Genomic DNA, 24,708 nt, shown 5'->3' with positions numbered 1-24,708 from the left:
GCAGCGTATTCGGACGATCGCGAACAGGAGGTCGTTGCCGATTTTTCCGAACGTCCCCCTGACTTCACCTTCTCTTCACACAACCTCATTTTCCCCTCACAAATCCCCCGTATCTTCTGTCCACTGCTTAAAAGGCCCGGCTTGCCACAGGAGTGGCAAGGGCCAACGAGAGGGGAGCAAGAGGATGAAATCCTGGATCAAATACGGGCTGGTCGGGGCCTTGATACTGGTGGCGAGTTTCTGGGGCGGCAGCGTGCGGGCGGCGCAGATGCCCCTTGGCCAGGATACTGCCGTGCCGGGGCAGCTAACCGCCCAGGTTGCGGTGCTCCCGAAGGAGGCCCATTTCCAGCCCCAGGGGGCTCTGCCATCGGTTGTTGCCGGGCGTGGCACCTGAGGGAGTTGATACCGGCCTTTTTAACCAGACCGGGCCGGTGATTTCACGGCACAGTGCCCATCAACACAGGTCGGGCTGGCTACTGCGCCCGATATTGCGCATCCAGCCAGGCGATGGCCGCTTGAGGGTCGTTGAATGCCTGGATATGGTCCGGGTGGGTGAGGGAGAGGCAGGAGAGGGCGATGTGATGGAGCACCTTGGCCGAATAGAGGGAGGCGATGGCCACCAGATTCTTCTGGGTCAGCCACTGGTAGGTCTCCTGCAGATGGGGCAGGGCAGATAGCACCACCCCCTGATGCTGGCGATGGTCCACCAGGGCGCAGAAAGGCTTTCCATCCAGGCTGTTCACCACGGACTTTATCTGTGCAATCCACGCCAGCATACCCTCTTCATTGAAAGGGCCGATCAGCTCGCAGGTGACCAGGTGTTCCTGCACATTGAAGATGAACTCACCGTGCTTTTTATCAAAGGACATACAACATTCTTATCCATGACCAGGGGCGGCAAAATGATATTGATTCATTCAACCCGCATCAATATCCGAATGAGGGTTTTGGTCATGGCGTCGTATTGCTGCGCTGACGCCGATGAGGGAAGGGGTCTGCCTCTGGTACCGAAGCGAACCATGGGTAGCGTCACTTCGGGCACAAGACCCCGTGAGGATAGCCGGCTCATGGAGAAAATGACCCGGGCAAGGCCGGTGCAGCAGTGCCCGGCCTGTGTCTTCTCAGTTGCAGTGCCATTTCATCGGTGGTGTTTTACCGTTTTTGGCATGGGCAATTGACCTGCTCAGGCGGCCAACGGCAGGTAGACATGCTGGTAGGCCAGGGCGATGGCGCTGTAGAGCAGCAGGGCGGCCATCAGCAGGTTGAAGTACCTGAACCAGCGAGGATGTTGAAGATGACGTCCGATGAGGCTGCCAGCCATCGAGTAGCTGCCGGGGGCACCGGCGGCCAGCAGGCCGAGCAGCAGGGACCAGGGCAGCAGGCTCCAGCCGTGGATCTGGGCTGCCGGGAACTGGATGCTGGTGATGGGCAGGGTGGCGATCATCGCCTTGGGGTTGAGCAGCTGGATGACGAAGCCGCTGCGCACCCCCAGAGGGCGGGCAGGCGCCTCGCTGGCACCGAGGTTGCCGCTGTCGCTGGCGATCTTGATGGCGAGATAGGCGATATAGAGGCTCCCCACCAGGCTGACATAGATCAGGGTATCTTCCCGTACCAGGCGGGTGCCCGCCCAGCCAAACAGCAGCAGGAGCACGAACATCGCGATGCCAACCCCGAGGAAGAAGCCAAGGGAGGCGCGGGTGCGGCCGCCCAGGCCTGCATTGAGGCCGATGAGGTTGACGGGGCCAGGGGTATACATGATGCCGATGGCATAGGCGAGGAGCTCAATCATGGGGGCGTTCCTTGGGCTCAGCGGATCAGGCTGGCGCTGTATTGGGTGGGGGTCATGCCATAGATGCGCTTGAAGCGACGGTTGAGGTGACTGAGATCGGTGAAACCGTAGCGGTACACCAGATCCTGCGCCGACTCTCCGGCGGCCAGGGCGCGCCGGGCGGCATTGATACGGCAGTTGATCACGTATTGATGGGGGGTGATGCCAAGCTGCTGGCGAAACAGCCGCAGGAAGTGGTACTTGGAGATGTTGGCCGCCGCGCTGATGTCGGCCAGGGAGATATCCTGCTGGAAGTGGGCGTGGATAAAGTCCCTGGCCTGCAACAGGAGGCGATCGATGCGACTCACCCGGCCATTGGGCTCAAAACGTCCCGCCTGCTGCATCACCCGGGTGGCGAGGCGATAGAGGGCAAACTCCTGCTCTATGCTGTCGGCCTGGCCGCGTACCGCCTGGGCCAGATCGAGGATGCAGGCGCTCAGCGCCTCATCGCGCACCAGGGGCTGCAACAACCGGTAGGTCCCCATTGCCCGCTCGCCCGCGGCATCGGCAAACAGCGGAGTGAGTTCGTGGGGCGGAATGTAGAGCATGGTGTAGTCGAGGCTGGCGTTGTCCCCGGCATGGCCGTCGTGGACATCCCCGGGATTGAACTGGATGACGCTGCCTGCCGGGCTGGAGTGGGCTCCACCGTGGCAGAAGAAGTTCTGCCGCCCGGCCAGAGTGACCCCGAAGGAGTACTCCTCGTGGGCGTGACGGTCGTAGCGAAATTCCGTCATGTTGACCCGCAGCGCAGTCAGGCTCGCCAGGTGCTGACTGTGTGCGAATATGAACTGGTTGTCCTGCGCCATCTTTCCCTCCTGTACCAGACTGCCCCCCTAATCTAGCCCCAAGGGTGTGCCTCTCGCTTGGACAATCTTGCTGTTTGCCGGCCCGCCTGCGCCCCGCACCGAGAAAAACGGCGCAGCCGATGGCTGGCTGCGCCGGTTGGCCCGTCAGCGAAAGCGAAACAGCTCCCGGTGCAGCGGGGCGGCCAGATGGGCATCCAGGGTGTGGGCCATGGGCTCGGGGCCGCAGAACCACACCGGGGTGTGCTGGCGCTCGCCCAGGGCGGCCAGATCCAGCCGGCCGCGCTCGGACTCCAGATGCAGCCGGTAGTCGATCCCGGCCCGGCGGCACAGCTCGGCCAGCCGACTGTGATAGGGGGCGGCCTCGGCGCTGGGAGCGCATTGCAGCAAGGTGGTGCCGGGGCGTTGTTCACCACGGCGCACCAGGGCCTCCAGCCAGGCGACGAAGGGGGTGATGCCGATGCCGGCGCCGACCCAGAGCGCGGGGGCTGGCGCCGGCAGGGCGAAGGCGCCATAGGGGCCGGTCACGATCACCGTATCCCCCACCTTGAGGTGGCGGTGCAGCCAGCGGGTGTGATCCCCGAGGGCGCGCACCGCCAGGGTGAGGGTGCGGCCATCCGCCGAGACATCGACCAGGGTGTAGGGGTGGGGCTCGCCGCGCCCGGCAAAGTCGAAGAAGGCGAACTGCCCCGGGCGATAGCCGTGCAGGGGGGCGGTGAGGCCAACCCGGATCTCCAGGGTGCGCTCGTCCAGAGGGGTGAGGGCGCTGACCGTCCCCTGGCGGCGTGCGTCCCGCCCCACCCGGCCAAGCAGGGAGTAGAGCGCCCCAAGAGCACCCAGCCCGCCACCGATAAGCAGGGTCAGGCCGACCGGGGTCAGGGCGCCGATGCGCGGCAGCAGGCAGAGCCCGTGCAGCCAGCCCATCAGATAGATGACCGGGGCCAGCCGGTGAACCACCTTGAAGCGCTCGTAGCGCACCACCGCCAGCAGGCTTACCACCACCAGCGCCAGCAGCAGATAGAAACTCCATTCCCCCAGGGTATTGCCGAGGCTGTGCCAGAGGGCATCATTGCCAGCGCCAGCGCCAGCGCCAGCACCAGCACCAGCACTGCGGCGCGCCGGCCGGGTCAGCCAGTCGGCGGCGACGGCCCACTTGGGGGCTTCCACCAGCAGCCAGTGGGCCACCAGGGTGCCGGTGGCCCAGAGGGCGCTGCTGCGGTGCAGGTGCAACATGCGATCCAGCCCGCCGCACCAGGCTTCGAGCCTGGGCAGGCGCAGGGCCAGCAGCAAAGAGAGGGTCATGGCGCCAAGGCCAATCAGGCCGGTCAGGATCAGCAGCTCGTGGCGCCAGGGCCAGACGCTGGCGGGCCACTGGGTGAGGCCAGCAAGCCAGAGCAGGGTGAGGGTCAGGGGCAGGGCCCAGACGAGGGATGCGGGTTTCATGATGTCCTCCTTGTCCATGCCTCCATTGCACGCCTGCTTTGTGGCGAAAGTGTGCCCCCTGACTACCTCTTTTGTAGCAGAGTGTGGCAAAGGGTCGCCGGGTCAGGGCAAGCGGGCTGAGGAGGGGGGCGCGGAGCAGAACAGGGGGGCAGGAAAGCGGTCGGCGTCACCCCACAGGCCTGGGTCTGGAGAGGGGTAATGCTGGGGCAGGCGCATGGCTGCCCCAGTAAACAGTCGTGTCAGGCTTTTCGTCCCTTGCCGCCCTTGTTGCCCGCGAGGGCCTGCTTTCTGGCCTTCTGCTTCTGGGCGCCCTTGCTGGCGCGCCGTGGCTCGGGGTCGAAACGGGTGAGATCCGGCTCAAAGCCCGGGAACCACTGCTGGGGCAGCCGGGTATCGAGCACGGCTTCGACCTTCTCCAGCAGGGGCGCGTCTTCGGGGCTGAACAGGGTAATGGCGAGCCCCTTGTTGCCGGCGCGGCCGGTGCGCCCGATGCGGTGCACGTAATCCTCAGGCTGATGGGGGAATTCCAGGTTGATCACATGGTTGAGATCGCTGATGTCGAGGCCGCGGGCCGCCACGTCGGTCGCCACCAGGGCCTGCAGGGTGCCGGCGCGAAACGCCAGCAGCACCTTCTCCCGCGCGCTCTGTGACAGATCCCCGTGGAAGGCGAGCGCATTGATGCCCGCCTTGCCGAGCTGCTGGGCCAGCTTGTCCGCCCCCTGGCGGGTGCGGCTGAAGATGAGCGCCGGTGCCCAACCCTTCACGGTCAGCATGTGCTCGACCAGCGCCAACTTGCGCTCCCCGTCCACCGCATAGACCCGCTGCTCCACCTCGGCCGCCGTGGTGTTGCGCGTTGCTACTTCCACCAACACCGGGTCGCGCAGCAGTACCTTGCAGAGGGCAAACAGGTTGTCATCGCAGGTGGCCGAGAACAGCAGGGTCTGGCGATCCGCCGGGATTTGCTTCAACAGCGCCTGGATCTCGTCCATAAAGCCCATGTCGAGCATCCTGTCCGCCTCGTCAAACACCAGATGGCGCAGGGCTGCGAGGCTCAGCGCCCCCTGGCGCAGGTGATCGAGCAGGCGGCCCGGGGTGGCGATGAGGATATCCACCCCGGCGTTCAGCGCCTCCACCTGTGCGGCGATGCTCACCCCGCCGTAGACCAGCGTGCTGGTGAGAGTGGTGCCCCTGGCGTAGCGAGTGACGCTCTCGGCAACCTGCACCGCCAGCTCGCGGGTCGGCACCAGCACCAGGGCACGGATGGGGCGAGGGCCATCGCTCGTCGGGTGTTGCAACAACAGCTCCAGCAGCGGCAGCACGAAGGCGGCGGTCTTGCCGGTGCCGGTCTGGGCGCCCGCCATCAGATCCCGCCCCGCGAGGATCAGGGGGATGGCGCTGGCCTGCACCGGGGTGGGGGCGGCGTAGCCAAGCTCGGTCAGGGTTTGCTGCAAGCGGGGGGAGAGGGCCAGTTCGGCGAAAGAGGCAATGGACATAGGGCACCAGTATGGGGTTATCCCGCCCCGTGGCCGGGACGGAAACAATCAGCGTGGGCGGGATGGTAACAGATAGCAGGGGAGCGGCAGAAGCCGGGCCGCTCAGGGGGCTGAATTGTCACCCGGATCGCGGACAAGGCGGATGGTCTGCCCCTGGTAATAGGCGATATTGCGCTTGCCGTGCTGCTTGACGTGATAGAGCAGGTCGTCGGCCAGTTGCACCGCCTCGGCCACCGTCAGGTAATCGCGAATGCGGGTTACTCCGGCGGAGAAGGTGATGGGGGCGGGCAGCTCGGGGATGCGCAATGGCCGCTCCAGCAGGCGGGCGGCGGAGTGATGCATCATTTTGTCATCGTCCATCCCCTTGAACAGCACGATGAACTCTTCCCCGCCCCAGCGAATGGCGACATCGCCCTTGCGGATGTTGGTCTTGAGGTGATTGGCGAAGGCGACGAGCGCCAGGTCACCCACCCCGTGACCATGGGTGTCGTTGACGGACTTGAAGTTGTCGATGTCGAGGATCATCAGGTAGTCGTGCTCCCGCAGCAGCGCCTGATTGAGGATGTCACGGCGTGGCAGCCGGGTCAGGTGGTCGGTCTGGGCCAGGATGCGCAGACGGGTAACCAGGCTGCGCCCCGTCAGCATGATCAGCAGCAGGATGATGAGATAGAGCTTGAAGGCCGCCCCGTAGAGCACGGACCGGATGAAATCGCCGTAACTGTATGACCACTTGAGGTAGAGATCATTGCCTGCCTGAGTGCGCATCAGCGGCGTGCTCAGGCAGAGGTGGAACGGGCGGCAGGGCTCGACCTCTTCGAAGGAGAGGACGGTCCGGGTCGGATTGAGGCTCTCGAAGGGGTGCAGCACATCCTTGAACGCCCGGTCGACGGCGATGTCTATGCCCTTGAGTCCATAGCGGTAGTCCTTGATGGCGGGCTCGTAATAGACGAAGGGGAAGTAGAGGGTGATGGTATTCAGTCCGGTGAAGGTGTCGGTGTAGATCTCGGATACCCAGGCTTCATCCGTGCTGCAGGGGACATGGGTGGAGGCGAAGGAGGCGCAACCGAAAAAGTGGGTCCAGGGCTCGATGTCATTGAGGTCGGTGTTGACCGGGAGCAGCTGGCTCGGCAGCATCCCCTTGTTGGCGACCATGCCAAGCAGGCGGCGATCGTCATAGAAGGCGTAGAGGTTGAGGACCTCGGGGTTGGAGATGACGTACAGGTAGGCGAGGAGCATCTGGTTGGCCGGGGGCAGCACGGGAATGACCGCCAGGCGCTTCAGGGTGGGGAGATCATAGCCATAGGCATAGGCCGCCGCATCCCCGTTCTCGCTGAAGATGGGCATCTTGATGCTGCTGTTGTCGATGAAGTCAGCCAGTTTCTCTGGCGCCAGGATGCGGGCCCGCTGATAGAACACCTCGAACAGGTTGGCTTGCTTGGCGGTGATGAGCGCCATGTCGTGCCTGATGACGAAGTAGGTGTAGTTGGCTACCAGCCCGAGCCCTGTCAGAGCCAGACATAGCCAGCCAAACCGGTAGAGCCATTGACGGGGGATGATACGCAACAGTGATCCAGCCATGCAGTGAACTCGTCCATGGTGACAGAGGCCATTCTTGTAACTGATTTTGCCGGGCATCACCAGATGCAGTTGGTGGGTCGTCACCCGGCATGCGCAAGAATGAGCCAACAATATCAAAAAGATAGACGATGAGGCGTCATGCGATGTCAGGCAGGGAAAGGGGTGGCGACTGAAACAAGAGGGCATGGCGCCCTCTTGTGTGGACTGTGACGGGCGCCTTAGCGAGCCTGGTATTTCGGCGAGCGGGGGCCATGGAGGATGCCGTTGGGCATGTCGGCACTGAGCAGCCTGACGCTGGTGATACCGGCGATTTCATGACCCTTGTCGGTCAGGGTGTTGGCAATCTGATTGACCACCGCCACCACCAGCATGCCGATGAGGCCGCCCCCCGAATTGCCCTGCTGCTCGGCACTGCTGGCGCTGGCACTGCCTTCCCACAGCAGCTTGCCGGTGCGCAGATCCACCAGGCGGGCACTGGCGGTGACCACTGTCTCGCTGGAGATGACCAGATAGCTGGTGCCGTACTCCTTGATGTCGAGGTAGAGGGCGGTATCGGCTCCGTAGATCTCGTGGAGCTTCTTGATGGGCAGCGCCTGGATGTCGGCGGGCTCGGTCACGCCGTTCTGCCGGAACGTCTCGTTGGTGACCGCTACCGGCAGCACGTAATAGCCGGACTCGGCGAGCGGATAGGTGATCTGGGATTGCAGGCTGGGGCCCGCCTTGATGTCCGGCGAGTGATTCACCGGCGGCAGCACCAGAATGGAGGTCGGTCTGCTCTCCTTGAAGTTGCTGTAGTCGTAACCGGGGCCCTGTGCACAGCCGCCCAGAAGGAGGGCGCCCAGCATGAGGGCAAGGAGGGTGCGCAGGGTCATTGGGTCTCTCCCTTCTTGTTGGACATCAGGAAGTTCATGAAGGGGGCCGATTCGGGGAAGAGGCGCTTCTCGGTTTCGAACTGCTCGCGAGTCTGGGCATCCTTGCCGAGCTGGGCGTACAGCATGCCGAGGTGAGCGTGAAAGCCCGGTGGCACAGCCTGCCCCTTGGCGCTCGCTTCTTGCTGGTTTTTCTCCAGCGCATCGATCTGCGCTTCGACCCCGGTGTCGTCACCCTGCATGTGCTGGTAAACCACCCCCTGATATTGATCCCAGTTGTAGAGCGTCTGCGGCCCCTGGGCGCAGGCGCTCAGCAGCAGGCCGCTGGCCAGCAGCAGGGAAGGACGGAACCGCGTCATCTCGTCTCTCCTCATTGGGCCGGGCGCCAGGCACCGGTCTCGATGCCGTTCACCAGATTGTTGACGGCCTCGCGGATGGCGAGATCCAGCACCTTGCCGTTCAGGGTGGAGTCGTAGCTGGCGGTGCCGCCGAAGCCGACGATCTCGCGGTTGGAGAGTTCGTACTCCCCGGCACCCTGGGAAGAGAAGACCACTTCCGAGGTGGTGACGTTGACGATGTTCAGGTTGACCTTGGCATAGGCGATCTGTGACTTGCCACGACCCAGGATGCCAAACAGCTGATGATCACCGACTTCCTTGCGACCAAACTCGGTGACGTCGCCGGTGACCACGTAGTCGGCGCCCTTGAGTTGCTGAGCCTGTTGCTTGATCCCGGCTTCGGCCTGGATCTCCGCCATGTTGTCGCGATCCAGCACGCTGAAGCGGCCGGTCTGCTGCAGGTGGGTGATCAGCACGGTTTTCGCCTGGTTGCCCAGCCGATCCACGCCGTCGGAGAAGATGCCACGCATGTAGCTGGAACGGTTGTCGAACTTGCCGACGGCGATGGGGCTGCGTGCGCCCTGATAGTGGCTCTGATAGGAGGCAACCTTGGGCACCTCCAGGGTGCGCGACGACTCGCTCGCACAGGCTGTCAGCAAGCCCGCCATCAGGATGACACTGGATGAAACAACAAACTTCTTCATGTAAGGCCCCGTTATCAAAGGAAAAAACAGCGGCGGACTCTAACATGGTTCGTTGCGAAGAAAGTGCCCCGTATGGGGGGCATACCCGCTCAATCCCTGTGCGTTTGACAGGGGAGAGCGGAGGGCTGGGTCTGTTGCAGGGGCTGGAACACCTCCTCCAGGGCTGCCACCAGGGCGCGCATTCGGCCCGTCTTCTGCACATCCGGGTGCAGCACCATCCAGATGTCGATGGGATCGTGCTGGTCAGGCAGCAGGCGCACCAGGGCGGGATCCTCCTCGGCGAGGAAGGTGGAGAGCAGGGCGATGCCGAGCCCCTGCCGGGCGGCGGCCATCAGCACCAGCTGGGCATTGCTCTGCAGGACCACGTTGGGTTCGTGGAGCGGTTCGCCGCACAGACTCAGCCAGTGACGGGCCACCAGCTCTTTGGGAAAGAGCAGCAGGTCGTGCTCTTGCAGTGCCTGACCCGAACGGGGCGTGCCCCGTCTGGCCAGGTAGTCGGGAGAGGCGTAGAGCCCCATCTTGATGGTGGCGAGCCGTTTGACCACGAGATCTCCCTGCTCGGGGCGCACGCTGCGAATAGCGAGATCCGCCTCCTGATTAGGGATGTCGCTCACGCTGACGGCGGTCAGCAACTTGAGGCGGATACCGGGGTGGCGCTGGCGCAGCAGGGTGAACGCGGGCAGCACGAAGCCCTGGGCCAGGGTATCCGTGGTGGCGATACAAAGCTCCCCTTCCAACTCCCCCAGGCTCGCGGTGCGCATCATGGCCAGGGCCGCCTGCGCCATGGCCTCGGCCTGGGGCAGCAGCGCTTCCCCCAGGGGGCTGGGGCGATAGTGTCTGGGGGTGCGGATAAACAGCTTGGCCCCCAGCTGCTGCTCGAGCAGGGTGATCCGTCGCCCGACGGTGGCCTGATCCACCCCGAGCTCGAGCCCGGCCTGCCGCAGGCTGCCCCGCCGTGCCAGGGCCAGGAAGAAGCGGGCATCGTCCCAGTTGATCATGCTTGCTCCTCACTCAAGCAGAACGCCCGATTGGCGCCGCAATATTAGATGCCAGCGGGGATGGCAGCACAAGGGGATAGACCGGGTCCGGTGCCCCGGCCAAGGGCGCGCGCCACCCCGACGTGATGCAGGATTGAGTCGGCGTGATGCAGAACTGCCGCAGTCCGGGGTGGGCGGGATCGCTATGATGTCGCTCCCGATTGCGGTTTCATTCGTCTGCCACTGGAGTGTCCATGTCTGTCTCAAGCGTCCCGGCTTGCGAGCCAGGTCAGGTTGTCCATCCTCGTCTGCGCTGGTTTCTCTCCCTCGCCCTGATGTCGGCCCTGCTCAACAGCAGCGTGCCCACCCCGCTCTATCCCCATTACCAGGCGGCGCTGGCTCTGAGCGATCTCGGCCTCAGCCTCATCTATGGCGGCTATGCGGGGGGCGTGCTCATCGCCTTGTTCGGGGTGGGCAATCTGGCAGGACGCGTGGCGGATCTGCGCACCCTGATCCTGCCTGCCCTGGTGGCGGTCGGGGGCGGGGCACTGCTCTTCTCCCTGGCCGACAGCTTCTGGACCCTTTTGCTGGCGCGGCTGCTGGCCGGGATTGGCACGGGCAGCCTGACCGGTGCCGCCAATGTGGCGCTGCTGCGTTTTGGCCCCAGGGATGGGGGCAAGCGGGCGGCGCTGAGCGCCACATTATCGTTCACCGCCGGGCTGGCCCTTGGCCCCGTGTTCAGCGGGCTGGCGCTGCAGCAGGATCTCTACCCGACCACGTTGCCGTTTCTGCTGATCCTGGGGATGGCGGCCTGCGCCATCGGGGGGCTGGTGTTGAGCTGGCCCAAAGGGGTCAGGGCGACGGATGCCGCCCCGAGCGGGCAGGGTGGCGGCTCCCTGGGAGAGGGGCTCAGGGCTACGGGGGCCGGGTTCTTCCTTTGCGCCCTGGCGCTCTTCACCGCCTGGGCGGTGGCGGCCAGCTTGCTGGCCATGGGTCCCAAGGTGGTGAGCGAGATGCTGGGCATGACGGATCTGGGGCTGTTCGGCTATCTCGTCGCGGCCTATCTGGTCTTCTCCGGGCTTTGCCAGCTCTGGGCCCGTCGCCTCGATGCCCGCCATACCCTGCAAAGCGGCGTGCTGGCCCTGGCGCTGTGCGTGCTGCTCTTTGCCGGGGCCGTTCACGGCCTGCCCAGCTGGCTGGCGGGACTCGGGCTGCTGGTGGCGGGCTATGCCCAGGGGGCCGTGTTCGTGGGCAGTGCAACCTTGATCAATCGCATCGCGCCCCCGGCCAGCCACGCGCGGCTGCTCTCCCTCTTCTATGTGATCGCCTATGTGGCGAACTGGGTACCCGTGTTGCTGGGCTGGGTGAGCGACGGGGCCGGTCTTGGCGTCGCGCTGGATCTGCTCTTCGTCGGCAGCACCCTGACAAGCCTGGGGTTGGCCTGGGCGGTGTCACGGCGGCGCTTCGAACCCGCTGTGTGACAGGGCATCACCCATCGACCAGGACGACGCTCCCGGCATCCAGGTGGTGCATCCACTCCCGCAGGATCAGCAGGGCGGCGGCGATGCGCCTCTCCCTCGGCAACTGGGCCGATGCCAGGGGATCCCCCTCCACCATGGCGGCAAGCTGGCCGAACAACCGCTCTATGTTCTCCCGGCTCTGCACCCGGTTGCCGAGCACCTCGGCCAGGGGCTCCGGGCTTTGCAGGTGCAGCACGGGGTGGGGCGGGATCCGTGCCGCGAGGGGCATCAGCACATCCTCCACCACCATGATGGCTTGCTCAAGTTCCAGGGGCGTCGGTGGATCCTGGCGAAAGGGTCCCGGGGTCAGGGCATCGAGCCCCAGTGTCAATGCAAATGTCTGGCTGGAGCCATCGGCCGCGGTGAGCGCGACCTGGCTTCGGGTATTGCCCAGGCTCAGCAAAATGGTGTCGTGATGCTCTCTGGTCATCTGATGTGCTCCCGGCGTTGGATGCCCCATGGATACACCCGCACGGGGCGGATTGGCGAGTCATTTCGCCCCCCATTCGGGCATCAGGGGTTGCAAAGATTGCTATGAGTGGCAATCTGGACGTCCAAACGTCTTTAAAGGAGCCCTGACATGGATATTCGTATCGTCCACCGCGCCCTCGTGCTCGCCCTCTCTCTGGTGGGGGCGAGTGCCCTTGCCAACGAGGCTCTGGTGTTCCAGACCGACTTCGGTCTCAAGGATGGCGCCGTCTCGGCCATGAAGGGGGTCGCCTTCGGGGTGGACCGCACCCTGCCGCTCCATGACCTGACCCACGAGATCCCGGCCTACAACATCTGGGAAGCCTCCTACCGCCTCTATCAGACCCTGCAATACTGGCCCGCGGGCACCGTCTTCGTCAGCGTGGTGGACCCCGGTGTCGGCACCGAACGCAAGTCGGTGGTACTCAAGACCAGGAGCGGCCACTACATCGTCAGCCCGGACAACGGCACCCTGACCCTGGTGGCGGAGCACTTCGGCATCGAGGCGGTGCGCCAGATCGACGAGAAAACCAACCGCCTCAAGGGCTCCGAGAAGTCCTACACCTTCCACGGCCGCGACGTCTACGCCTACACCGGCGCGCGCCTCGCCTCCGGTGCCATCAGCTTCGAGCAGGTGGGGCCTCTGCTGCCCGCCGAGGTGGTGACCATCCCCTATCAGCCCGCGGTGGCCGAGCAAGACGGTACCCTCAAGGGCACCATTCCGATCCTGGACGTGCAGTACGGCAACGTCTGGACCAATATCGACGACAGCCTGCTGACCAAGGCGGGTATCCACAAGGGGGACAACGCCTGCATCAGGATCAGCGAAGGGGATGCGCTGAAATACGAGGGCAAGGCCCCCTACGTCAGCAGCTTTGGCGATGTGCCGGAGGGGCAGCCCCTGGTCTACCTCAACAGCCTGTTGCAGGTGTCGGTGGCGCTGAACATGGACAGCTTCGCCGCCAAACATCAGGTGCAATCCGGCGCCAACTGGCATATCAGTCTGAAGAAGTGCAACTAGACGTTGCCATCGGGCGCTATCCGGTACAAACGGGCATAGCAGTCTGAAGAGGTGCGGCTAGATAGAGGGGAGAGCTTCTGTCGGCGATGTGTCTCTTGGGGCGGTGGGACTGGTGTCCACCGCCCCTTGTCGTTGGCGGTGGCGTCTTGCCGGGCCAGCCGGTTATCTCATCATTTGTCATCCTCGTTTAATAAAGCGCTGCCATGCTGTGGCCGGACGCCGTGATGACGCAATGATTGCGCCGAGATAACAAGGAAAAGCCGATGAGCCGTTTTGACGAGAAAGACAGTGCCAACCACCCCCGTGAGCAGGAGCCGGCATTCAACCGCCTCATCGAGGCGGGCCTGAGCCGCCGTGGCTTCCTCAAAGGGGTGGGCGCCGCCAGCATGGTGGCCTTCTTTGCCGCGAGCCCCGTGGCCCAGGCCGTGGCTGCCGCCACCCGGCCGCTGCTTGGCTTCCAGGCCGTGCCCGCCTCGGTGGCCGACACCATAGTGGTGCCGCCCGGCTACAAGGCCGAGGTGCTGATCGCCTGGGGAGATGCCCTCTTCCCCGATGCCCCCGCCTTTGCCCAAAGCAACGATGCCAAGGCCCAGGCCCGCCAGTTTGGCGACAACAACGACGGCATGAGCTTCTTCTCCCTGGGGCCGGATCGCGCCCTGCTCGCCGTCAACAACGAATACACCAACTACGAATACCTGTTTGAAGATGGTGGCAAGACCCTCAGTGCAGAGGCTGTCGCCAAGGCCCAAGCGGCCCACGGGGTCTCCCTGGTGGAGCTGGTGCGCATCGGTGGCAAGTGGCAGGCCAACCCCAGGGGGGCCCTCAACCGCCGCATCACCGCCACGACCCCCATGACATTGAGCGGCCCGGCGGCGGGCCATGCCCTGCTCAAGACCCAGGCCGATCCCGAGGGGCGCACCGCCCTTGGCACCTTCAACAACTGCGCCAATGGCCAGACCCCCTGGGGCACCTACCTCACCTGCGAGGAGAACTTCAACGGCTACTTCGGCAGCGAGGGCAAGCCGGTGCTGGACCAGCGCGCCGCCCGCTACGGCCTGGCCGCCGAGGATGCAGGCTTTGGCTGGCACAAATTTGACGAGCGGTTCGATCTCGCGAAGCATCCCCAGGAGCCGCACCGCTTCGGCTGGGTGGTGGAAATCGATCCGCGCGATCCCGCCTCCACCCCGAAGAAGCGTACCGCCCTTGGCCGCTTCAAGCATGAGAATGCGGCCTTCACCATCAACCAGGATGGCCGCGCCGTGGTCTACCTCGGCGACGACGAGCGGGGGGAGCACATCTACCGCTTCGTCTCGAAGAACAAGGTGGCGCCGGGCAACGATCCTGCGAACCGGGATCTGCTGGATGAGGGCACCCTCTATGTGGCTCGCTTCGAGGCGAGGGAGGGGGAGCTCAAGGGCACCGGCCAGTGGCTGCCCCTGGTGCACGGCGAGCACGGTCTGACCCGGGAGAACGGCTTCGCCGATCAGGGGGAGGTGCTCATCTTCGCCCGGGAGGCGGCGACCCGGCTCGGCGCCACCACCATGGACAGGCCCGAGTGGGTGGCCGTGCATCCCCACAGAGCCGAGGTCTACTGCACCCTGACCAACAACAAGAACCGCGGCCTCAAGGAGAACCAACCTCTCGATGGCGCCAACCCCAGGGCCGAGAACCCCTATGGCCAGATCATCCGCTGGCGCCCGATGGGGGACGATCACGGGAGCGACAGCTTCGAGTGGGATCTCTTCCTGCTGGCGGGCAACCCTGGCGTGCACAAGGAGGGGCTGATGGCGGGCAGTGCCAACATCCATCCGGACAACATGTTCAACAGCCCGGACGGCATCGGCTTCGACGAGGCGGGGCGGCTCTGGATCCAGACCGACGGCGATTACTCCAACGAGAAGCAGTTTGCCGGCATGGGCAACAACCAGATGCTGTGCGCCGATCCCGCGAGCGGCGAGGTGCGCCGCTTCCTGACCGGCCCTGTGGCCTGCGAAATAACGGGCCTCACCTTCACGCCTGACTGGCGCACCCTGTTCGTCGGGGTGCAGCACCCGGGTGAGGAGGGGGCGCCCTCCCATTTCCCGGACGGCGGCACCGCCATTCCCCGCTCCGCTGTGTTGCGGATCACCCGGGACGATGGCGGTATCATCGGCGCCTGATGGCCCGGGGTAACCGCCTGGCCCGTGATGACAAGAGCCGCCTTCGGGCGGCTTTTTTTGTGGGTGTGGCGGGCGGGAGACAAAAAAAGACCGGGTACGGGACCCGGTCAAAGAACCCGCGCATTCAGGGAAGAAGTGCGGGCGTTCAGGCTTGGTGGCGGGGCCGGGCATCGGCCCCTGATCCGGTGTCGGGGTGAGTGGCGTCACCCCGGCGTCAATGCGGGCTATTCGCGCTCCAGTGCGTGGATGGGATCCAGCCTGGCGGCCCGGCGGGCCGGGGCGAAGCCGAATATTACCCCGATCAGGCTGGCGCAAAGGCAGGCCACCCCCATGGCGGCAAGGGAGTAGCTCATCCGGACGCCGCTGCTGAAGTGGTCGAACAGTTGGCCCAGCACCAGGGAGAGGGCGATGCCGAGCACGCCCCCCAGCAGGCAGATCAGCACGGCTTCAATGAGGAACTGCTGCTGGATATCCCGGGTCCGGGCGCCGACCGCCATCCGCACCCCTATCTCCCGGGTGCGCTCGGTGACCGAGACCAGCATGATGTTCATCACCCCTATGCCCCCGACGATCAGGGAAATGAGGGCGATGAGGGCGATCAGCGTGGTCAGGGTGGCGCTGGTCTGGCTGATGGTCTGGCGGATGCTGTCGGTGTTGAGCAGGAAGAAGTCCTGGCTGCCGTGGCGCAGGGTGAGCAGGCGGCTGATGCCGTCCTGGGCGGCGTCCAGGCTCACCTCGTCCCGCACCCGCACGCTGATGCTGCGCAGATGGCTCTGCCCCAGCAGGCGGCTCATGGCGGTGGTATGAGGGATCCAGACGTTGAGGGTCTCGTCGCTGCCAAAGCCGCTCTGGTTCTTGATGGCGACCCCGATCACCCGGCAGGGCAGATCCCCCAGCAGGATCACCTGGCCCAGGGGGGACTGGGTCGGGGCGAACAGCTTGTCCCGGGTGTGCTCGTCGATCACCACCTCCTGGGCCAGGCTCTCCTCGCTCTGGCGATCAAAGCCCATGCCCTGGGCCAGGCGATAGCCCCTGACCTGGAAGAACTGGGCGCCGACGCCGTTGATGGTGCCGGAGACGGCGGTACTGCCGAGGCGCAGGGTGGCGCTGGTGCTGAGGCTGGGGGTGACGCTGTGCACGTAGTCCAGCCGGGCGATGGCCTCGGCGTCCCCGATCCGCAACGTCTGTATGGTAGCGGAGCGCATGTCCCCGAAGCCGCGGCCGGGGAACACCTCCAGGGTGCTGGTGCCCATGGCGTTGATGTTCTCCAGTACTCGCTCCCGGGAGCCCTGCCCGAGGGCCACTACGGTCACCACCGAGGCGATACCTATGATGATGCCGAGCATGGTGAGAAAGGTGCGCAGACGCTGGGCAACCATGGCCTTGAGGGCCATCTGCAGGGCATTCCCGAGTCCCGCCATCAGCGGGGTCTTCCCCTTGGCGGACGTCTTGGTGGCGGCCTGGGTCGCCAGGGGAAAGGCCTGTGGCTCGCGCGTGCGGCGATCGGCGATCACCCGGCCATCTTTCAGTTCGATGATCCGCTCGGCGTGGCGGGCGATGTCCATGTCGTGGGTGACGATCACCAGGGTGTGGCCCTGGCGATGCAGAGCTTGAAGGCTCGCCATCACCTCGGCGCCGCTCTGGCTGTCGAGGGCCCCGGTCGGCTCGTCGGCCAGGATCACCTCGCCGCCGTTGATGAGGGCCCGGGCGATGCTGACCCGCTGCTGCTGGCCGCCGGAGAGCTGGCTTGGCTTGTGTTCGAGCCGGCTGGCGAGGCCGAAGCGGGTCAGCAGGGCCTCGGCCCGCTGGCGTCGCTCGGCCGGATCCAGACCGGCGTAGAGGGCGGGTACCTCCACATTGGTGCGGGCATCGAGATCCGCCAGCAGATGATAACGCTGGAAAATGAAGCCGAAGTGCTCCCGGCGCAGGGCGGCGAGCTCGTCCCGGCTGAGGGTGGCAGTATCGCGCCCGGCCACCAGATAGGCCCCCTCGCTCGGCTGATCCAGGCAGCCCAGAAGGTTCATCAGGGTGGATTTGCCGGAGCCCGAAGCACCGACGATGGCCACCATCTCTCCACGGGCGATCGCCAGATCGATGCCATCGAGCACGGTGACGGTGCGCTCACCCTCTTTGAAGTGGCGGCGGATGCCCCGCAGTTGCAACAAGGCGCCCATGGTCACATCCCCATGGGGGGCGGCATGCCCCCGGCGGCGTTGCTCTGGCCTGCGCTCACTTCGCTGACGATGACCCGTTCACCGGTGCTCAGGCCCGACAGGATCTGGGCATCCACCTTGTTGTTCAGGCCGACCTTGACCCGGCGCAGGCTGATCCGGCCTCCGTCGTCGACCACCCTGACCTGATCCCCCTGCAGGGCGATGGCCGGGATCACCAGCGCATCTTTGAGCCGGGCGACCACCAGATAGACCTGGGCCGTCATGCTGATCCTGAGCTGACCATCCTGGTTGGGCACCTCGAACAGGCCGTGATAATAGATGGCGCTGCTGTCGCTGCTGCTGGTGGTGGTGTCGTCGTCATTGATGGTGTCGGGGGCGGGCTCGATGGCCCGCAGGGATCCCTCGAAGCGGCGCTGGCTGTTGCCAAGAATGGTGAAATAGACCGGCATGCCGACCCGGACGTTGATGACGTCGGCCTCGGAGATCCTGGCCTCCACCGTCATGGTGTCGAGCTGGGCAATCTTGAGCAGGGTAGGGGTGCTCTGGCTGGCGTTGAGGGTCTGCCCCTCCTCCACCGGCATGGCCACCACGGTACCGGAGAGGGGGGCCAGGATCCGGGTATACCCCAGGTTGACCCGGGCTGTGTCCACCGCGATCTCGGCCTGCACCCGCTGGGCGTTGAGGGCCCGGATATCGGCCAGGGTCTCGTCCAGGGTCGCCTTGGCGCTGTCATGGTCGGCCGTGCTGCCAAGGCCTCTTGCGACGATCTGCTGCTGGCGCTGGTATGCCAGACGGGCATTGCGAAGGGTGGCCTCTTTGGAATCCAGCTGGGCCTGGAGGTTGTCGCGCTGGGCCAGGGCATCCTTGAGGGCGTTCTGCTGGGGCAGATCGTCTATCTCGACCAGCAGCTCCCCCTGTTTGACCTCCTGCCCCAGAGTCACGTGCAGTTTCTTGATCTGGCCCGACACCTGGGCGCCCACGCTCACCTGCTTGCGCGCCTTCAGGGTGCCGTCCGCCATGATGAGCTGCTCCAGATCCCGGGTCTCGGCACTGGCGGTGATGTAGTCGCTGGCGGGTGCCTTGGCCTGGGGGCGCCAGGCCAGCAACAGGGCGAGGGCGCACAGGGGCAGCAGCCAGAAGAGACGAGGGGAGAACGTGGGCATGACAACCTGTATCCTGAATGACGATCACGGCGGCACTCTACCCCAGAGCCGGGTTAAGGCTCTTTGCGCCAAGCGTAAGGGTTTCGTAAAAATGGCTGCCAAGTGCGTGGCAAGCGGCGAAAATGGCCGCCGACAAGGGAGACCGCATATGAAGATCCTGCTGGTGGATGACGATGCCGAACTGGGCGCCATGTTGAGTGAATACCTGGGGGGAGAGGGGTTTGATACCACCCAGGTGCTGACCGGAGGGGAAGGTGTTCACCATGCCCTCTCCGGCCGTTACAGCGCCCTGCTGCTGGATGTGATGCTGCCCGACTTGAGCGGCACCGAGGTGCTGCGCCAGGTGCGCCAGCGCAGCCGCCTGCCGATCATCATGCTGACCGCCAAGGGGGACAACGTGGATCGAGTGGTGGGACTGGAGATGGGGGCCGATGACTATGTGCCCAAGCCCTGCTACCCCAGGGAGCTGGTGGCCAGGCTGCGGGCCGTTCTGCGGCGGGTCAACGAGGGGGGGAGCGCAACCCCCTCGCCGGATGCCCTCATCCTGGGGGATCTGACGGTCACCCCGGCCAACCGGGTCTGTCTCTGGCAGGGGGAGCCGCTGGAGCTGACCGCCACCGAGTTCAACATGCTGGTGTTGCTGGTGCGAGCACCGGAGCAGGTGGTAACCAAGGACACCCTCTCCCTGCAAGGGGTAGGGCGCCCGAGGGAGGCCTATGATCGCAGCGTCGATGTGCACATCTGCAACCTGAGGCAGAAACTGCAGCAGAAGGCGGGGGAGGCCGTCACCATAGAGACGGTGCGCAGCATAGGGTACAAGATACGGTGATCCTCAAGGGACGTTTGTTCTGGAAGATTCTGCTGGGGTTCTGGCTGGCCATCGTGCTGGTCAGCCAACTGCTCTGGCTCGGTTTTCGTGCCGAGCGTGACCCCCCGGAAGAGCACCTGGCCCAGCAGTTGGCGAGCCAGCATCTGGAGATGGCGGCAGCCGTGCTGGCAAAGGGGGGAATCGAGGCTGCGACGGCATTGAGCCAGGCCATGTCGCCGCCGTTGCTGCAGATAACACTCCTCGATGTCTCCGATGCGCCTCCCCGGCCAGCGCCCCGGGCATCCAGGTTGACAGCCTCCGGGGAACCTGGCCCGGGCACCGTGCTGACACGCACCGTGATTGCCAGCGACGGGCAGACCTATCTGCTGCAGACCAGAGCGGACCCGCGCGTCCTCCCCGGCGGGCCTGCTCCCGGTCCCCTCTCCTGGTTCAACATTCCCCCGCCCATGCTCTGGATTGGCGGCCTGGGGGGACTCTTGTTCAGCATTCTGTTCGCCTGGCACCTGACCCGACCCATGAACGCCCTGCGGCGCAGCTTCGATCGGGTAGCCAGAGGGGATCTGGGGGTCAGACTCTGGCCCGCTCTGCGCTGGCGTCGGGACGAGCTCACGGAGGTGGCGAAGGAGTTCGATCTCATGGTGGAGCGGTTGCAGCAACTGGTCGAGGGGCGCGAGCAACTGCTTCACGACGTCTCCCACGAGCTGCGATCCCCCCTGGCCCGCATCCAGATGGCCATCGGTCTGGCGGAGCAGCGCCCGGAGAAGGCAAGCGACGCCCTGGCGCGGATCCGGCTCGAGACGGAGCGGATGGACAGGATGATAGGGGAGCTGCTGACCCTCTCCCGTGCCGAGCAGGGCCACGGGCTTGAGCAGAGCCACTACGACCTGCTGGCGCTGGTGGAGACCGTCGTCCAGGATGCCAGGTTCGAAGCCCAGCAATCCGGAGTCGAGATAGGGCTCGAGGAGGCGCTGGGGGAGGGTTGTCTCCTGCTGGGGCATGCCGAGCTGATGCGCCGCGCCGTGGAGAACGTGGTGCGCAACGCCCTGCGTTTCTCGCAGTCGGGCCAGATGGTGAGTGTTCGCTTGCTGCGCCTGGGCCAGGGGGTACAGCTCTCCATCGCCGATCGGGGGCCCGGGGTGGAGGAGGGGAAGCTGGCGGGGATCTTCGACCCCTTCGTGCGCATTGGCTCACCCCGCATGGGCAAGGGCTACGGGCTCGGGCTCGCCATCGCCCGCAAGGCGGTGATTCTGCAGGGCGGCACCATCCAGGCGCGCAATCGCGCACAGGGGGGGCTGAGAGTGACCATGACGCTGCCCCTGCATGACCCGTCCTGAGGCTCGCGGCTCAGGCTTGAGTGGGGTAAACACCCCGGTAATGAAAGAGGGGGCCAAGGCCCCCTGCTCGTATCTGTTCCTCCGTGCGATTCAGCGCAGCGCCGCTGGCGGCGGCACCTCGGTGTAGCGCCCGTCTATTTCTCGCAGGTAGTAGTGACCCTCCCTGACGTAATAGCGGCGGCCATCCAGATCCAGGGGGATGAGCCCTGTCTCTGCCACCACCAGGACCTGAGGAGGTGGGGAGACCACCACATAGTGGTTCTCCTGCCGGCGGTAGAAGATGCCGTCGAGCACATAGTAGGTGAGCCCGGCCAGCAGCAAGGTTTCCACCCCTCTCGGCAGCCGGTCGACGCGGTGGCCGAAGCCGGGACCAGCCCCATGGCCGTACTGCGGGGCAGGGCTCTCCCATCCGCCCGGTCTGCCCATGTTCCCCGGACCCGCCATGGCGGGCAGGGCGATGGCCATGGCAAGCAGCCAGAGTGAAGGGCGGTGCAGACTCATCTCACTGCCCCTTGAGCGGTGCACCGGCGGGCTGGGGTTTGAGTGGCTGGGGCGGCAGTTCGCGCACGCTGACCGTGACCTCGTAGCGGGTATCCGGCTTGGCGGCATCAATGTTTTTGGACAGCGCCTGGACCAGGACCTGGGGATCCGCACCCTGCTTGCTGGCGTGATAGAGCACGGAGGGGGGCGGTGTCATGGGGCCTCCCTGGCGGGCGCCCATCGGGGGCGGCATCTCGCCGGCATGAAGGAGCGTGGTGCCCAGCAGCAGGGCAAGGGCGACAGGATAGCGTGACATGATGATGACTCCATTGATGGGAACGCCCCCATCAAACGCGACGCGTGCGCCCGGCTCAACCACCTTTACACCCTCTTTTCGCCCTCTTTACAGTTGTGACAACGGGCGCCGTGGCGCCCGTTGTGTGTCGTGAACCGCTCACCGGATCAAAACTCGTTGGAGAGCGCCTTGTAACCCCTGACCAGGTCGATGTTGGTGTGAGCCACATCCTCGGAGAACTCGGTGGCGTCCACGGTGACGCGCGGGATCTGCGCCAGATCGCTCTGCTGGTTGATGCGGGTGGTGGAGGGGACATAGAAGCCGGGGGGAATATCGCAGCCATCGACCACGGAGTTGTGGCGCACCACGGACCCTTCGCCGATGTGGCAGTTGAACAACACGCTGTTGAAGCCGATGAAGACCCGGTTACCCACTTCGCAGGGGCCGTGGACGATGCTGCGGTGGGCGATGGAGCTGAACTCGCCGATGGTGACGGCAGCGCCGGATTTGGAGTGGATGACGACGCCATCCTGAATGTTGGAGTTGGCGCCGATGACGATGGGTTCCATGTCACCACTCTCGTCCACTTCGTCTGCGCGGATCACGGCATAGGGGCCGACAAACACGTTCTCCTTGATGATCACCTTGCCACAGATGATGGCGGTCTTGTCGATATAGGCGGATTCGTCGATAACGGGCAGGTGACCTGAGGGATTCTTGCGGATCATGTTACGTCCTGTTGCTGATGAAATCGGGGAAACGTGGCGCGTCATGAAGGCCCGCCGGAGAGCCAGCTTACGCCTCTGATCCGGCAGGGGAAACCTTTTACTGGTCTGACCCACAGTGAGTAAGGCCATTTTGAGCGATTGTTCTTTGACTCCCTGTTATGGGAGCATGAGGGCGCAAAATGGGGCGCCACCGGGTGCAAAGAGATGAGGGGGAACGAGAGATGAAGCAGGTCATGGTATGGCTGGTGGGGTCGCTGTTGTGGATCTCCGCCGCCCAGGGCAAAGGCTATGCGGGGGAGTTTGACTATTACGCCATGGCACTCTCCTGGTCGCCCGAGCATTGCGCCATCAAGCCAGGGGATCGGGAGCAGTGCGCCCGCAAGCTGGGGTTCGTGCTGCATGGGCTCTGGCCCCAGTATCAGCGCGGCTACCCCGCCAGCTGCACCCGCGAGCGGCTGGATGCGGATATGGAGCAGCAGTTTGCCGGGCTCTACCCCAGCCGCTTCCTCTATCGCCATGAATGGGAGAAGCACGGCACCTGTTCCGGGCTGAGCCAGGAGGCATTTCACCAATTGGCCAGCGATCTGCGCCAGAAGGTGAAGATCCCGGCCGCCTATCAATCGCCGGAAGAGCCGCTGCGCAAAAACAGCTTCCAGCTCAAGGCCGATCTGTCGAGCGCCAACGAGTGGCTGGCCCCCGATAACATCACGGTGGCCTGCGCCGATGGGGGCCGCTTCCTGCGGGAGATCTACATCTGCATCAACAAGCAGGGGACGGATGCCGTTCCCTGCTCCGACGAGATGCAGAAGCGGGAGCGCCGCTCCTGTGGCCAGCCGGACTTCCTGCTGCGCAGCGTGCGTTGACACTTCACGTTCGGGCCCTTCGCGGGCCCGATGTGCAATGAACCTCAAGGAGCCTGATGGATGAAAGCCAAGACAGGATGTCTGGCCGGGAACTGGACAGGCGATATCGCCAGACGACGTGTCAGCACGTCAGGTGCGATCTGCCGACTCAACCCTCCTCTGGCGCACAGCCAGACTCACCATCAGAAACAGGAAACCATCATATGACGCTCTTTGCCGAACTGGGGATGCGCTATCCCATCATTCAGGCCCCCATGGCGGGCGTGCAGGACAGCGCCCTGGCGATGGCGGCGACCAGTGCGGGGGCACTGGGCTCCCTGCCTGCCGCCATGCTGAGTGGTGCCGAGCTGCGCCAGGAGCTTAGCCGCCTCGCCGCCAGCGGGCCAGGCCCATACAACATCAACTTCTTTTGCCATCGGCAGCACGAGCCGGAACCGGCAGCGGAGCAGCGCTGGCGCCAGGTACTGTTACCCTATTACGCCGAGTTCGGGGTGGATGCCGCGGCGCCGTCGCGAGCCCCCTCTCGGGCCCCCTTCAATGACGAGCATGCGGCCCTGCTTGCAGAGTTCAGACCTGCCGTGGTCAGTTTCCACTTCGGCTTGCCCGAGCCCGAATTGCTTGCCCAGGTAAAAGCCACAGGCGCAAAAGTGTTTGCCAGCGCCACCACGGTGGCAGAAGCGCAGTGGCTTGCCGACCACGGAGCCGATGCCGTCATCGCCCAGGGGCTGGAGGCGGGGGGCCATCGCGGTCACTTCCTGAGTGAGGATCTCAGCTTGCAGCAGGGCACCTTTACCCTTCTGCCACAGGTAGTGGCGGCAGTAGCGATCCCGGTCATCGCTGCAGGAGGCATCGTGGATGGGAAGGGCATCAGAGCCGCCCTTGCTCTGGGGGCGAGCGCCGTGCAGGTGGGAACGGCGTTCCTCTGTTGCCACGAGGCGACGACCTCGCCCCTGCACCGTGCGGCGCTGCAGGGGAGGCATGGCCAACACACCGCACTGACCAATCTGTTCAGCGGCCGTCCGGCGCGGGGGATAGTCAACCGCTTGATGCGGGAACTCGGCCCCCTTTCGGTGCTGCCGCCAGACTTCCCGTATGCCAGCGGCGCATTGGCTCCGTTGCGTGCTGCAGCCGAAAAGGCGGGTGACCGCGGTTTCTCGCCACTCTGGGCCGGGCAGAATATATCGGGTTGCCGCTCCATGGCGGCAGCCGAGCTGATCGCTGCCTGGGTTGCTGAGGCAGGACTGGTCTGAGCGTCACTTTGCGATTCTCTTCCTTTATATATGGATTGATATGGTCAGCAACCCTTCGAACAGGAGACGGGCAGAGAGGAACGGGAGGTAATAGGGTGCAGAATGAGCCCTTTCCGGGTTTGCCCTGTGGGTAAGTCTGTATAAAAACTGTGTTTTGATATGAATAACTAAGAATTGGCATTTTTTTGCAATTTTATTGCGATGAGAGCTTGCTAATGTGATCTATGTCTCTATAATGCGCCTCCATCGACAGGGCAAGCGGCAACGCAAACAAGCCCGTCGGTGCCTCGAAAAATCCTCGTAAAATAAGGCTTGACTCGAGAAGGCGGTTGAGTAGAATGCCACTCCCGCAGCAGCCAAAAGCTGCGTCGCTCTTTAACAATTTGAATCA

At 64.7% G+C, this 24,708-nt stretch carries 24 protein-coding genes; 8 read left to right on the top strand and 16 right to left on the bottom strand.

From position 1 onward, the window contains the following. The first annotated feature begins 184 nt into the window (after positions 1-184). Positions 185-394 (top strand): hypothetical protein, encoded by a 210-nt coding sequence (locus AB5Y89_RS10180; RefSeq protein WP_323934680.1) that lies wholly within the window; start codon positions 185-187, stop codon positions 392-394. Between the two features lie 79 nt (positions 395-473). Here the strand turns inward: AB5Y89_RS10180 and AB5Y89_RS10175 are convergent, their stop codons facing one another. The 10 genes from AB5Y89_RS10175 to AB5Y89_RS10130 all read right to left on the bottom strand — a co-directional run bounded on the left by AB5Y89_RS10175 (position 474) and on the right by AB5Y89_RS10130 (position 10,054). Continuing rightward, positions 474-869, bottom strand: coding sequence for a hypothetical protein (locus AB5Y89_RS10175; RefSeq protein WP_368223700.1), 396 nt, complete (start codon positions 867-869; stop codon positions 474-476). Positions 870-1,183: 314 nt separating this feature from the next. After that, positions 1,184-1,789 carry a LysE family translocator gene (locus AB5Y89_RS10170; RefSeq protein WP_368223698.1) on the bottom strand — a complete coding sequence of 202 codons (606 nt, stop codon included), beginning with the start codon at positions 1,787-1,789 and terminating at the stop codon, positions 1,184-1,186. A 17-nt stretch (positions 1,790-1,806) separates the two neighbouring features. Further along, positions 1,807-2,634 (bottom strand): AraC family transcriptional regulator, encoded by an 828-nt coding sequence (locus AB5Y89_RS10165; RefSeq protein WP_268453854.1) that lies wholly within the window; start codon positions 2,632-2,634, stop codon positions 1,807-1,809. 144 nt (positions 2,635-2,778) lie between these two features. Then, positions 2,779-4,092 carry a ferric reductase-like transmembrane domain-containing protein gene (locus AB5Y89_RS10160; RefSeq protein ID WP_368223696.1) on the bottom strand — a complete coding sequence of 438 codons (1,314 nt, stop codon included), beginning with the start codon at positions 4,090-4,092 and terminating at the stop codon, positions 2,779-2,781. 221 nt (positions 4,093-4,313) lie between these two features. After that, positions 4,314-5,567, bottom strand: a complete 1,254-nt coding sequence (locus AB5Y89_RS10155) for a DEAD/DEAH box helicase (RefSeq protein ID WP_368223695.1) — start codon at positions 5,565-5,567, stop codon at positions 4,314-4,316. A gap of 102 nt (positions 5,568-5,669) precedes the next feature. Beyond that, positions 5,670-7,145, bottom strand: coding sequence for a GGDEF domain-containing protein (locus AB5Y89_RS10150; RefSeq protein ID WP_045523432.1), 1,476 nt, complete (start codon positions 7,143-7,145; stop codon positions 5,670-5,672). A gap of 218 nt (positions 7,146-7,363) precedes the next feature. Continuing rightward, positions 7,364-8,017, bottom strand: a complete 654-nt coding sequence (locus AB5Y89_RS10145; protein ID WP_368223693.1) for a DUF799 domain-containing protein — start codon at positions 8,015-8,017, stop codon at positions 7,364-7,366. Continuing rightward, positions 8,014-8,373, bottom strand: a complete 360-nt coding sequence (locus AB5Y89_RS10140; protein WP_151028381.1) for a DUF4810 domain-containing protein — start codon at positions 8,371-8,373, stop codon at positions 8,014-8,016. Before AB5Y89_RS10140 ends, AB5Y89_RS10145 begins: the two co-directional genes overlap by 4 nt. A gap of 11 nt (positions 8,374-8,384) precedes the next feature. Continuing rightward, a complete protein-coding gene (locus tag AB5Y89_RS10135) occupies positions 8,385-9,056 on the bottom strand; it encodes a CsgG/HfaB family protein (RefSeq protein WP_029313711.1) in 672 nt (223 codons plus the stop codon). Positions 9,057-9,145: 89 nt separating this feature from the next. Continuing rightward, positions 9,146-10,054, bottom strand: a complete 909-nt coding sequence (locus tag AB5Y89_RS10130) for a LysR family transcriptional regulator (protein ID WP_139737229.1) — start codon at positions 10,052-10,054, stop codon at positions 9,146-9,148. Between the two features lie 233 nt (positions 10,055-10,287). Here AB5Y89_RS10130 and AB5Y89_RS10125 point away from each other — a divergent pair, with 233 nt between their 5' ends. After that, on the top strand, positions 10,288-11,514 hold the full coding sequence (locus AB5Y89_RS10125; protein ID WP_182955048.1) for an MFS transporter: 1,227 nt from the start codon (positions 10,288-10,290) through the stop codon (positions 11,512-11,514). 7 nt (positions 11,515-11,521) lie between these two features. On the opposite strand, the gene AB5Y89_RS10120 is transcribed toward AB5Y89_RS10125, so the two are convergent. Beyond that, positions 11,522-11,983, bottom strand: coding sequence for a hypothetical protein (locus AB5Y89_RS10120; RefSeq protein WP_266140250.1), 462 nt, complete (start codon positions 11,981-11,983; stop codon positions 11,522-11,524). 150 nt (positions 11,984-12,133) lie between these two features. Between AB5Y89_RS10120 and AB5Y89_RS10115 the strand changes: the two genes are divergently transcribed. Both AB5Y89_RS10115 and AB5Y89_RS10110 read left to right on the top strand, forming a co-directional pair. Then, positions 12,134-13,042: an S-adenosyl-l-methionine hydroxide adenosyltransferase family protein gene (locus AB5Y89_RS10115; RefSeq protein WP_368223691.1), complete on the top strand. Its 909-nt coding sequence runs from the start codon at positions 12,134-12,136 to the stop codon at positions 13,040-13,042. Positions 13,043-13,305: 263 nt separating this feature from the next. Then, the gene (locus tag AB5Y89_RS10110) at positions 13,306-15,201 is read left to right on the top strand and encodes a PhoX family phosphatase (RefSeq protein ID WP_368223689.1); all 1,896 of its coding nucleotides are present in this window, start codon (positions 13,306-13,308) and stop codon (positions 15,199-15,201) included. Positions 15,202-15,425: 224 nt separating this feature from the next. On the opposite strand, the gene AB5Y89_RS10105 is transcribed toward AB5Y89_RS10110, so the two are convergent. Both AB5Y89_RS10105 and AB5Y89_RS10100 read right to left on the bottom strand, forming a co-directional pair. Then, the gene (locus AB5Y89_RS10105) at positions 15,426-17,375 is read right to left on the bottom strand and encodes a MacB family efflux pump subunit (protein WP_368223687.1); all 1,950 of its coding nucleotides are present in this window, start codon (positions 17,373-17,375) and stop codon (positions 15,426-15,428) included. A 2-nt stretch (positions 17,376-17,377) separates the two neighbouring features. Then, complete coding sequence (locus tag AB5Y89_RS10100) at positions 17,378-18,538, bottom strand: efflux RND transporter periplasmic adaptor subunit (protein ID WP_323956504.1); 1,161 nt, start codon at positions 18,536-18,538, stop codon at positions 17,378-17,380. Between the two features lie 148 nt (positions 18,539-18,686). Here AB5Y89_RS10100 and AB5Y89_RS10095 point away from each other — a divergent pair, with 148 nt between their 5' ends. Beyond that, positions 18,687-19,367, top strand: coding sequence for a response regulator transcription factor (locus AB5Y89_RS10095; RefSeq protein ID WP_010672948.1), 681 nt, complete (start codon positions 18,687-18,689; stop codon positions 19,365-19,367). Positions 19,368-19,381: 14 nt separating this feature from the next. Beyond that, positions 19,382-20,701, top strand: a complete 1,320-nt coding sequence (locus AB5Y89_RS10090; protein ID WP_368223686.1) for an ATP-binding protein — start codon at positions 19,382-19,384, stop codon at positions 20,699-20,701. A 90-nt stretch (positions 20,702-20,791) separates the two neighbouring features. Here the strand turns inward: AB5Y89_RS10090 and AB5Y89_RS10085 are convergent, their stop codons facing one another. The 3 genes from AB5Y89_RS10085 to AB5Y89_RS10075 all read right to left on the bottom strand — a co-directional run bounded on the left by AB5Y89_RS10085 (position 20,792) and on the right by AB5Y89_RS10075 (position 22,204). Then, a complete protein-coding gene (locus AB5Y89_RS10085; RefSeq protein WP_368223684.1) occupies positions 20,792-21,202 on the bottom strand; it encodes a DUF6515 family protein in 411 nt (136 codons plus the stop codon). A gap of 1 nt (position 21,203) precedes the next feature. Continuing rightward, positions 21,204-21,497, bottom strand: a complete 294-nt coding sequence (locus AB5Y89_RS10080) for a hypothetical protein (RefSeq protein ID WP_041214573.1) — start codon at positions 21,495-21,497, stop codon at positions 21,204-21,206. Between the two features lie 146 nt (positions 21,498-21,643). Continuing rightward, entirely contained in the window at positions 21,644-22,204 is a 561-nt protein-coding gene (locus AB5Y89_RS10075) for a carbonate dehydratase (protein ID WP_010672952.1), read from the bottom strand. A gap of 221 nt (positions 22,205-22,425) precedes the next feature. Here AB5Y89_RS10075 and AB5Y89_RS10070 point away from each other — a divergent pair, with 221 nt between their 5' ends. Together AB5Y89_RS10070 and AB5Y89_RS10065 are read left to right on the top strand one after the other, a co-directional pair. Continuing rightward, entirely contained in the window at positions 22,426-23,067 is a 642-nt protein-coding gene (locus AB5Y89_RS10070) for a ribonuclease (RefSeq protein WP_223925193.1), read from the top strand. A gap of 203 nt (positions 23,068-23,270) precedes the next feature. Further along, entirely contained in the window at positions 23,271-24,317 is a 1,047-nt protein-coding gene (locus AB5Y89_RS10065; RefSeq protein ID WP_323934698.1) for a nitronate monooxygenase, read from the top strand. Positions 24,318-24,708: the final 391 nt, after the last annotated feature.

The organism is Aeromonas sp. s4, assembly GCF_040907855.1.
GTDB lineage: Bacteria > Pseudomonadota > Gammaproteobacteria > Enterobacterales > Aeromonadaceae > Aeromonas > Aeromonas caviae.
The sequence above is the reverse complement of the archived record's forward strand: the minus strand, read 5'-3'. Positions and strand labels throughout refer to the sequence as shown.

What these genes read in the sequence shown, in the direction of transcription:
- AB5Y89_RS10180 (WP_323934680.1), top strand. Translation starts at nt 185, where the DNA reads ATGAAATCCTGGATCAAATACGGGCTGGTCGGGGCCTTGATACTGGTG.
- AB5Y89_RS10175 (WP_368223700.1), bottom strand. Translation starts at nt 869, where the DNA reads ATGTCCTTTGATAAAAAGCACGGTGAGTTCATCTTCAATGTGCAGGAA.
- AB5Y89_RS10170 (WP_368223698.1), bottom strand. Translation starts at nt 1,789, where the DNA reads ATGATTGAGCTCCTCGCCTATGCCATCGGCATCATGTATACCCCTGGC.
- AB5Y89_RS10165 (WP_268453854.1), bottom strand. Translation starts at nt 2,634, where the DNA reads ATGGCGCAGGACAACCAGTTCATATTCGCACACAGTCAGCACCTGGCG.
- AB5Y89_RS10160 (WP_368223696.1), bottom strand. Translation starts at nt 4,092, where the DNA reads ATGGACAAGGAGGACATCATGAAACCCGCATCCCTCGTCTGGGCCCTG.
- AB5Y89_RS10155 (WP_368223695.1), bottom strand. Translation starts at nt 5,567, where the DNA reads ATGTCCATTGCCTCTTTCGCCGAACTGGCCCTCTCCCCCCGCTTGCAG.
- AB5Y89_RS10150 (WP_045523432.1), bottom strand. Translation starts at nt 7,145, where the DNA reads ATGGCTGGATCACTGTTGCGTATCATCCCCCGTCAATGGCTCTACCGG.
- AB5Y89_RS10145 (WP_368223693.1), bottom strand. Translation starts at nt 8,017, where the DNA reads ATGACCCTGCGCACCCTCCTTGCCCTCATGCTGGGCGCCCTCCTTCTG.
- AB5Y89_RS10140 (WP_151028381.1), bottom strand. Translation starts at nt 8,373, where the DNA reads ATGACGCGGTTCCGTCCTTCCCTGCTGCTGGCCAGCGGCCTGCTGCTG.
- AB5Y89_RS10135 (WP_029313711.1), bottom strand. Translation starts at nt 9,056, where the DNA reads ATGAAGAAGTTTGTTGTTTCATCCAGTGTCATCCTGATGGCGGGCTTG.
- AB5Y89_RS10130 (WP_139737229.1), bottom strand. Translation starts at nt 10,054, where the DNA reads ATGATCAACTGGGACGATGCCCGCTTCTTCCTGGCCCTGGCACGGCGG.
- AB5Y89_RS10125 (WP_182955048.1), top strand. Translation starts at nt 10,288, where the DNA reads ATGTCTGTCTCAAGCGTCCCGGCTTGCGAGCCAGGTCAGGTTGTCCAT.
- AB5Y89_RS10120 (WP_266140250.1), bottom strand. Translation starts at nt 11,983, where the DNA reads ATGACCAGAGAGCATCACGACACCATTTTGCTGAGCCTGGGCAATACC.
- AB5Y89_RS10115 (WP_368223691.1), top strand. Translation starts at nt 12,134, where the DNA reads ATGGATATTCGTATCGTCCACCGCGCCCTCGTGCTCGCCCTCTCTCTG.
- AB5Y89_RS10110 (WP_368223689.1), top strand. Translation starts at nt 13,306, where the DNA reads ATGAGCCGTTTTGACGAGAAAGACAGTGCCAACCACCCCCGTGAGCAG.
- AB5Y89_RS10105 (WP_368223687.1), bottom strand. Translation starts at nt 17,375, where the DNA reads ATGGGCGCCTTGTTGCAACTGCGGGGCATCCGCCGCCACTTCAAAGAG.
- AB5Y89_RS10100 (WP_323956504.1), bottom strand. Translation starts at nt 18,538, where the DNA reads ATGCCCACGTTCTCCCCTCGTCTCTTCTGGCTGCTGCCCCTGTGCGCC.
- AB5Y89_RS10095 (WP_010672948.1), top strand. Translation starts at nt 18,687, where the DNA reads ATGAAGATCCTGCTGGTGGATGACGATGCCGAACTGGGCGCCATGTTG.
- AB5Y89_RS10085 (WP_368223684.1), bottom strand. Translation starts at nt 21,202, where the DNA reads ATGAGTCTGCACCGCCCTTCACTCTGGCTGCTTGCCATGGCCATCGCC.
- AB5Y89_RS10080 (WP_041214573.1), bottom strand. Translation starts at nt 21,497, where the DNA reads ATGTCACGCTATCCTGTCGCCCTTGCCCTGCTGCTGGGCACCACGCTC.
- AB5Y89_RS10075 (WP_010672952.1), bottom strand. Translation starts at nt 22,204, where the DNA reads ATGATCCGCAAGAATCCCTCAGGTCACCTGCCCGTTATCGACGAATCC.
- AB5Y89_RS10070 (WP_223925193.1), top strand. Translation starts at nt 22,426, where the DNA reads ATGAAGCAGGTCATGGTATGGCTGGTGGGGTCGCTGTTGTGGATCTCC.
- AB5Y89_RS10065 (WP_323934698.1), top strand. Translation starts at nt 23,271, where the DNA reads ATGACGCTCTTTGCCGAACTGGGGATGCGCTATCCCATCATTCAGGCC.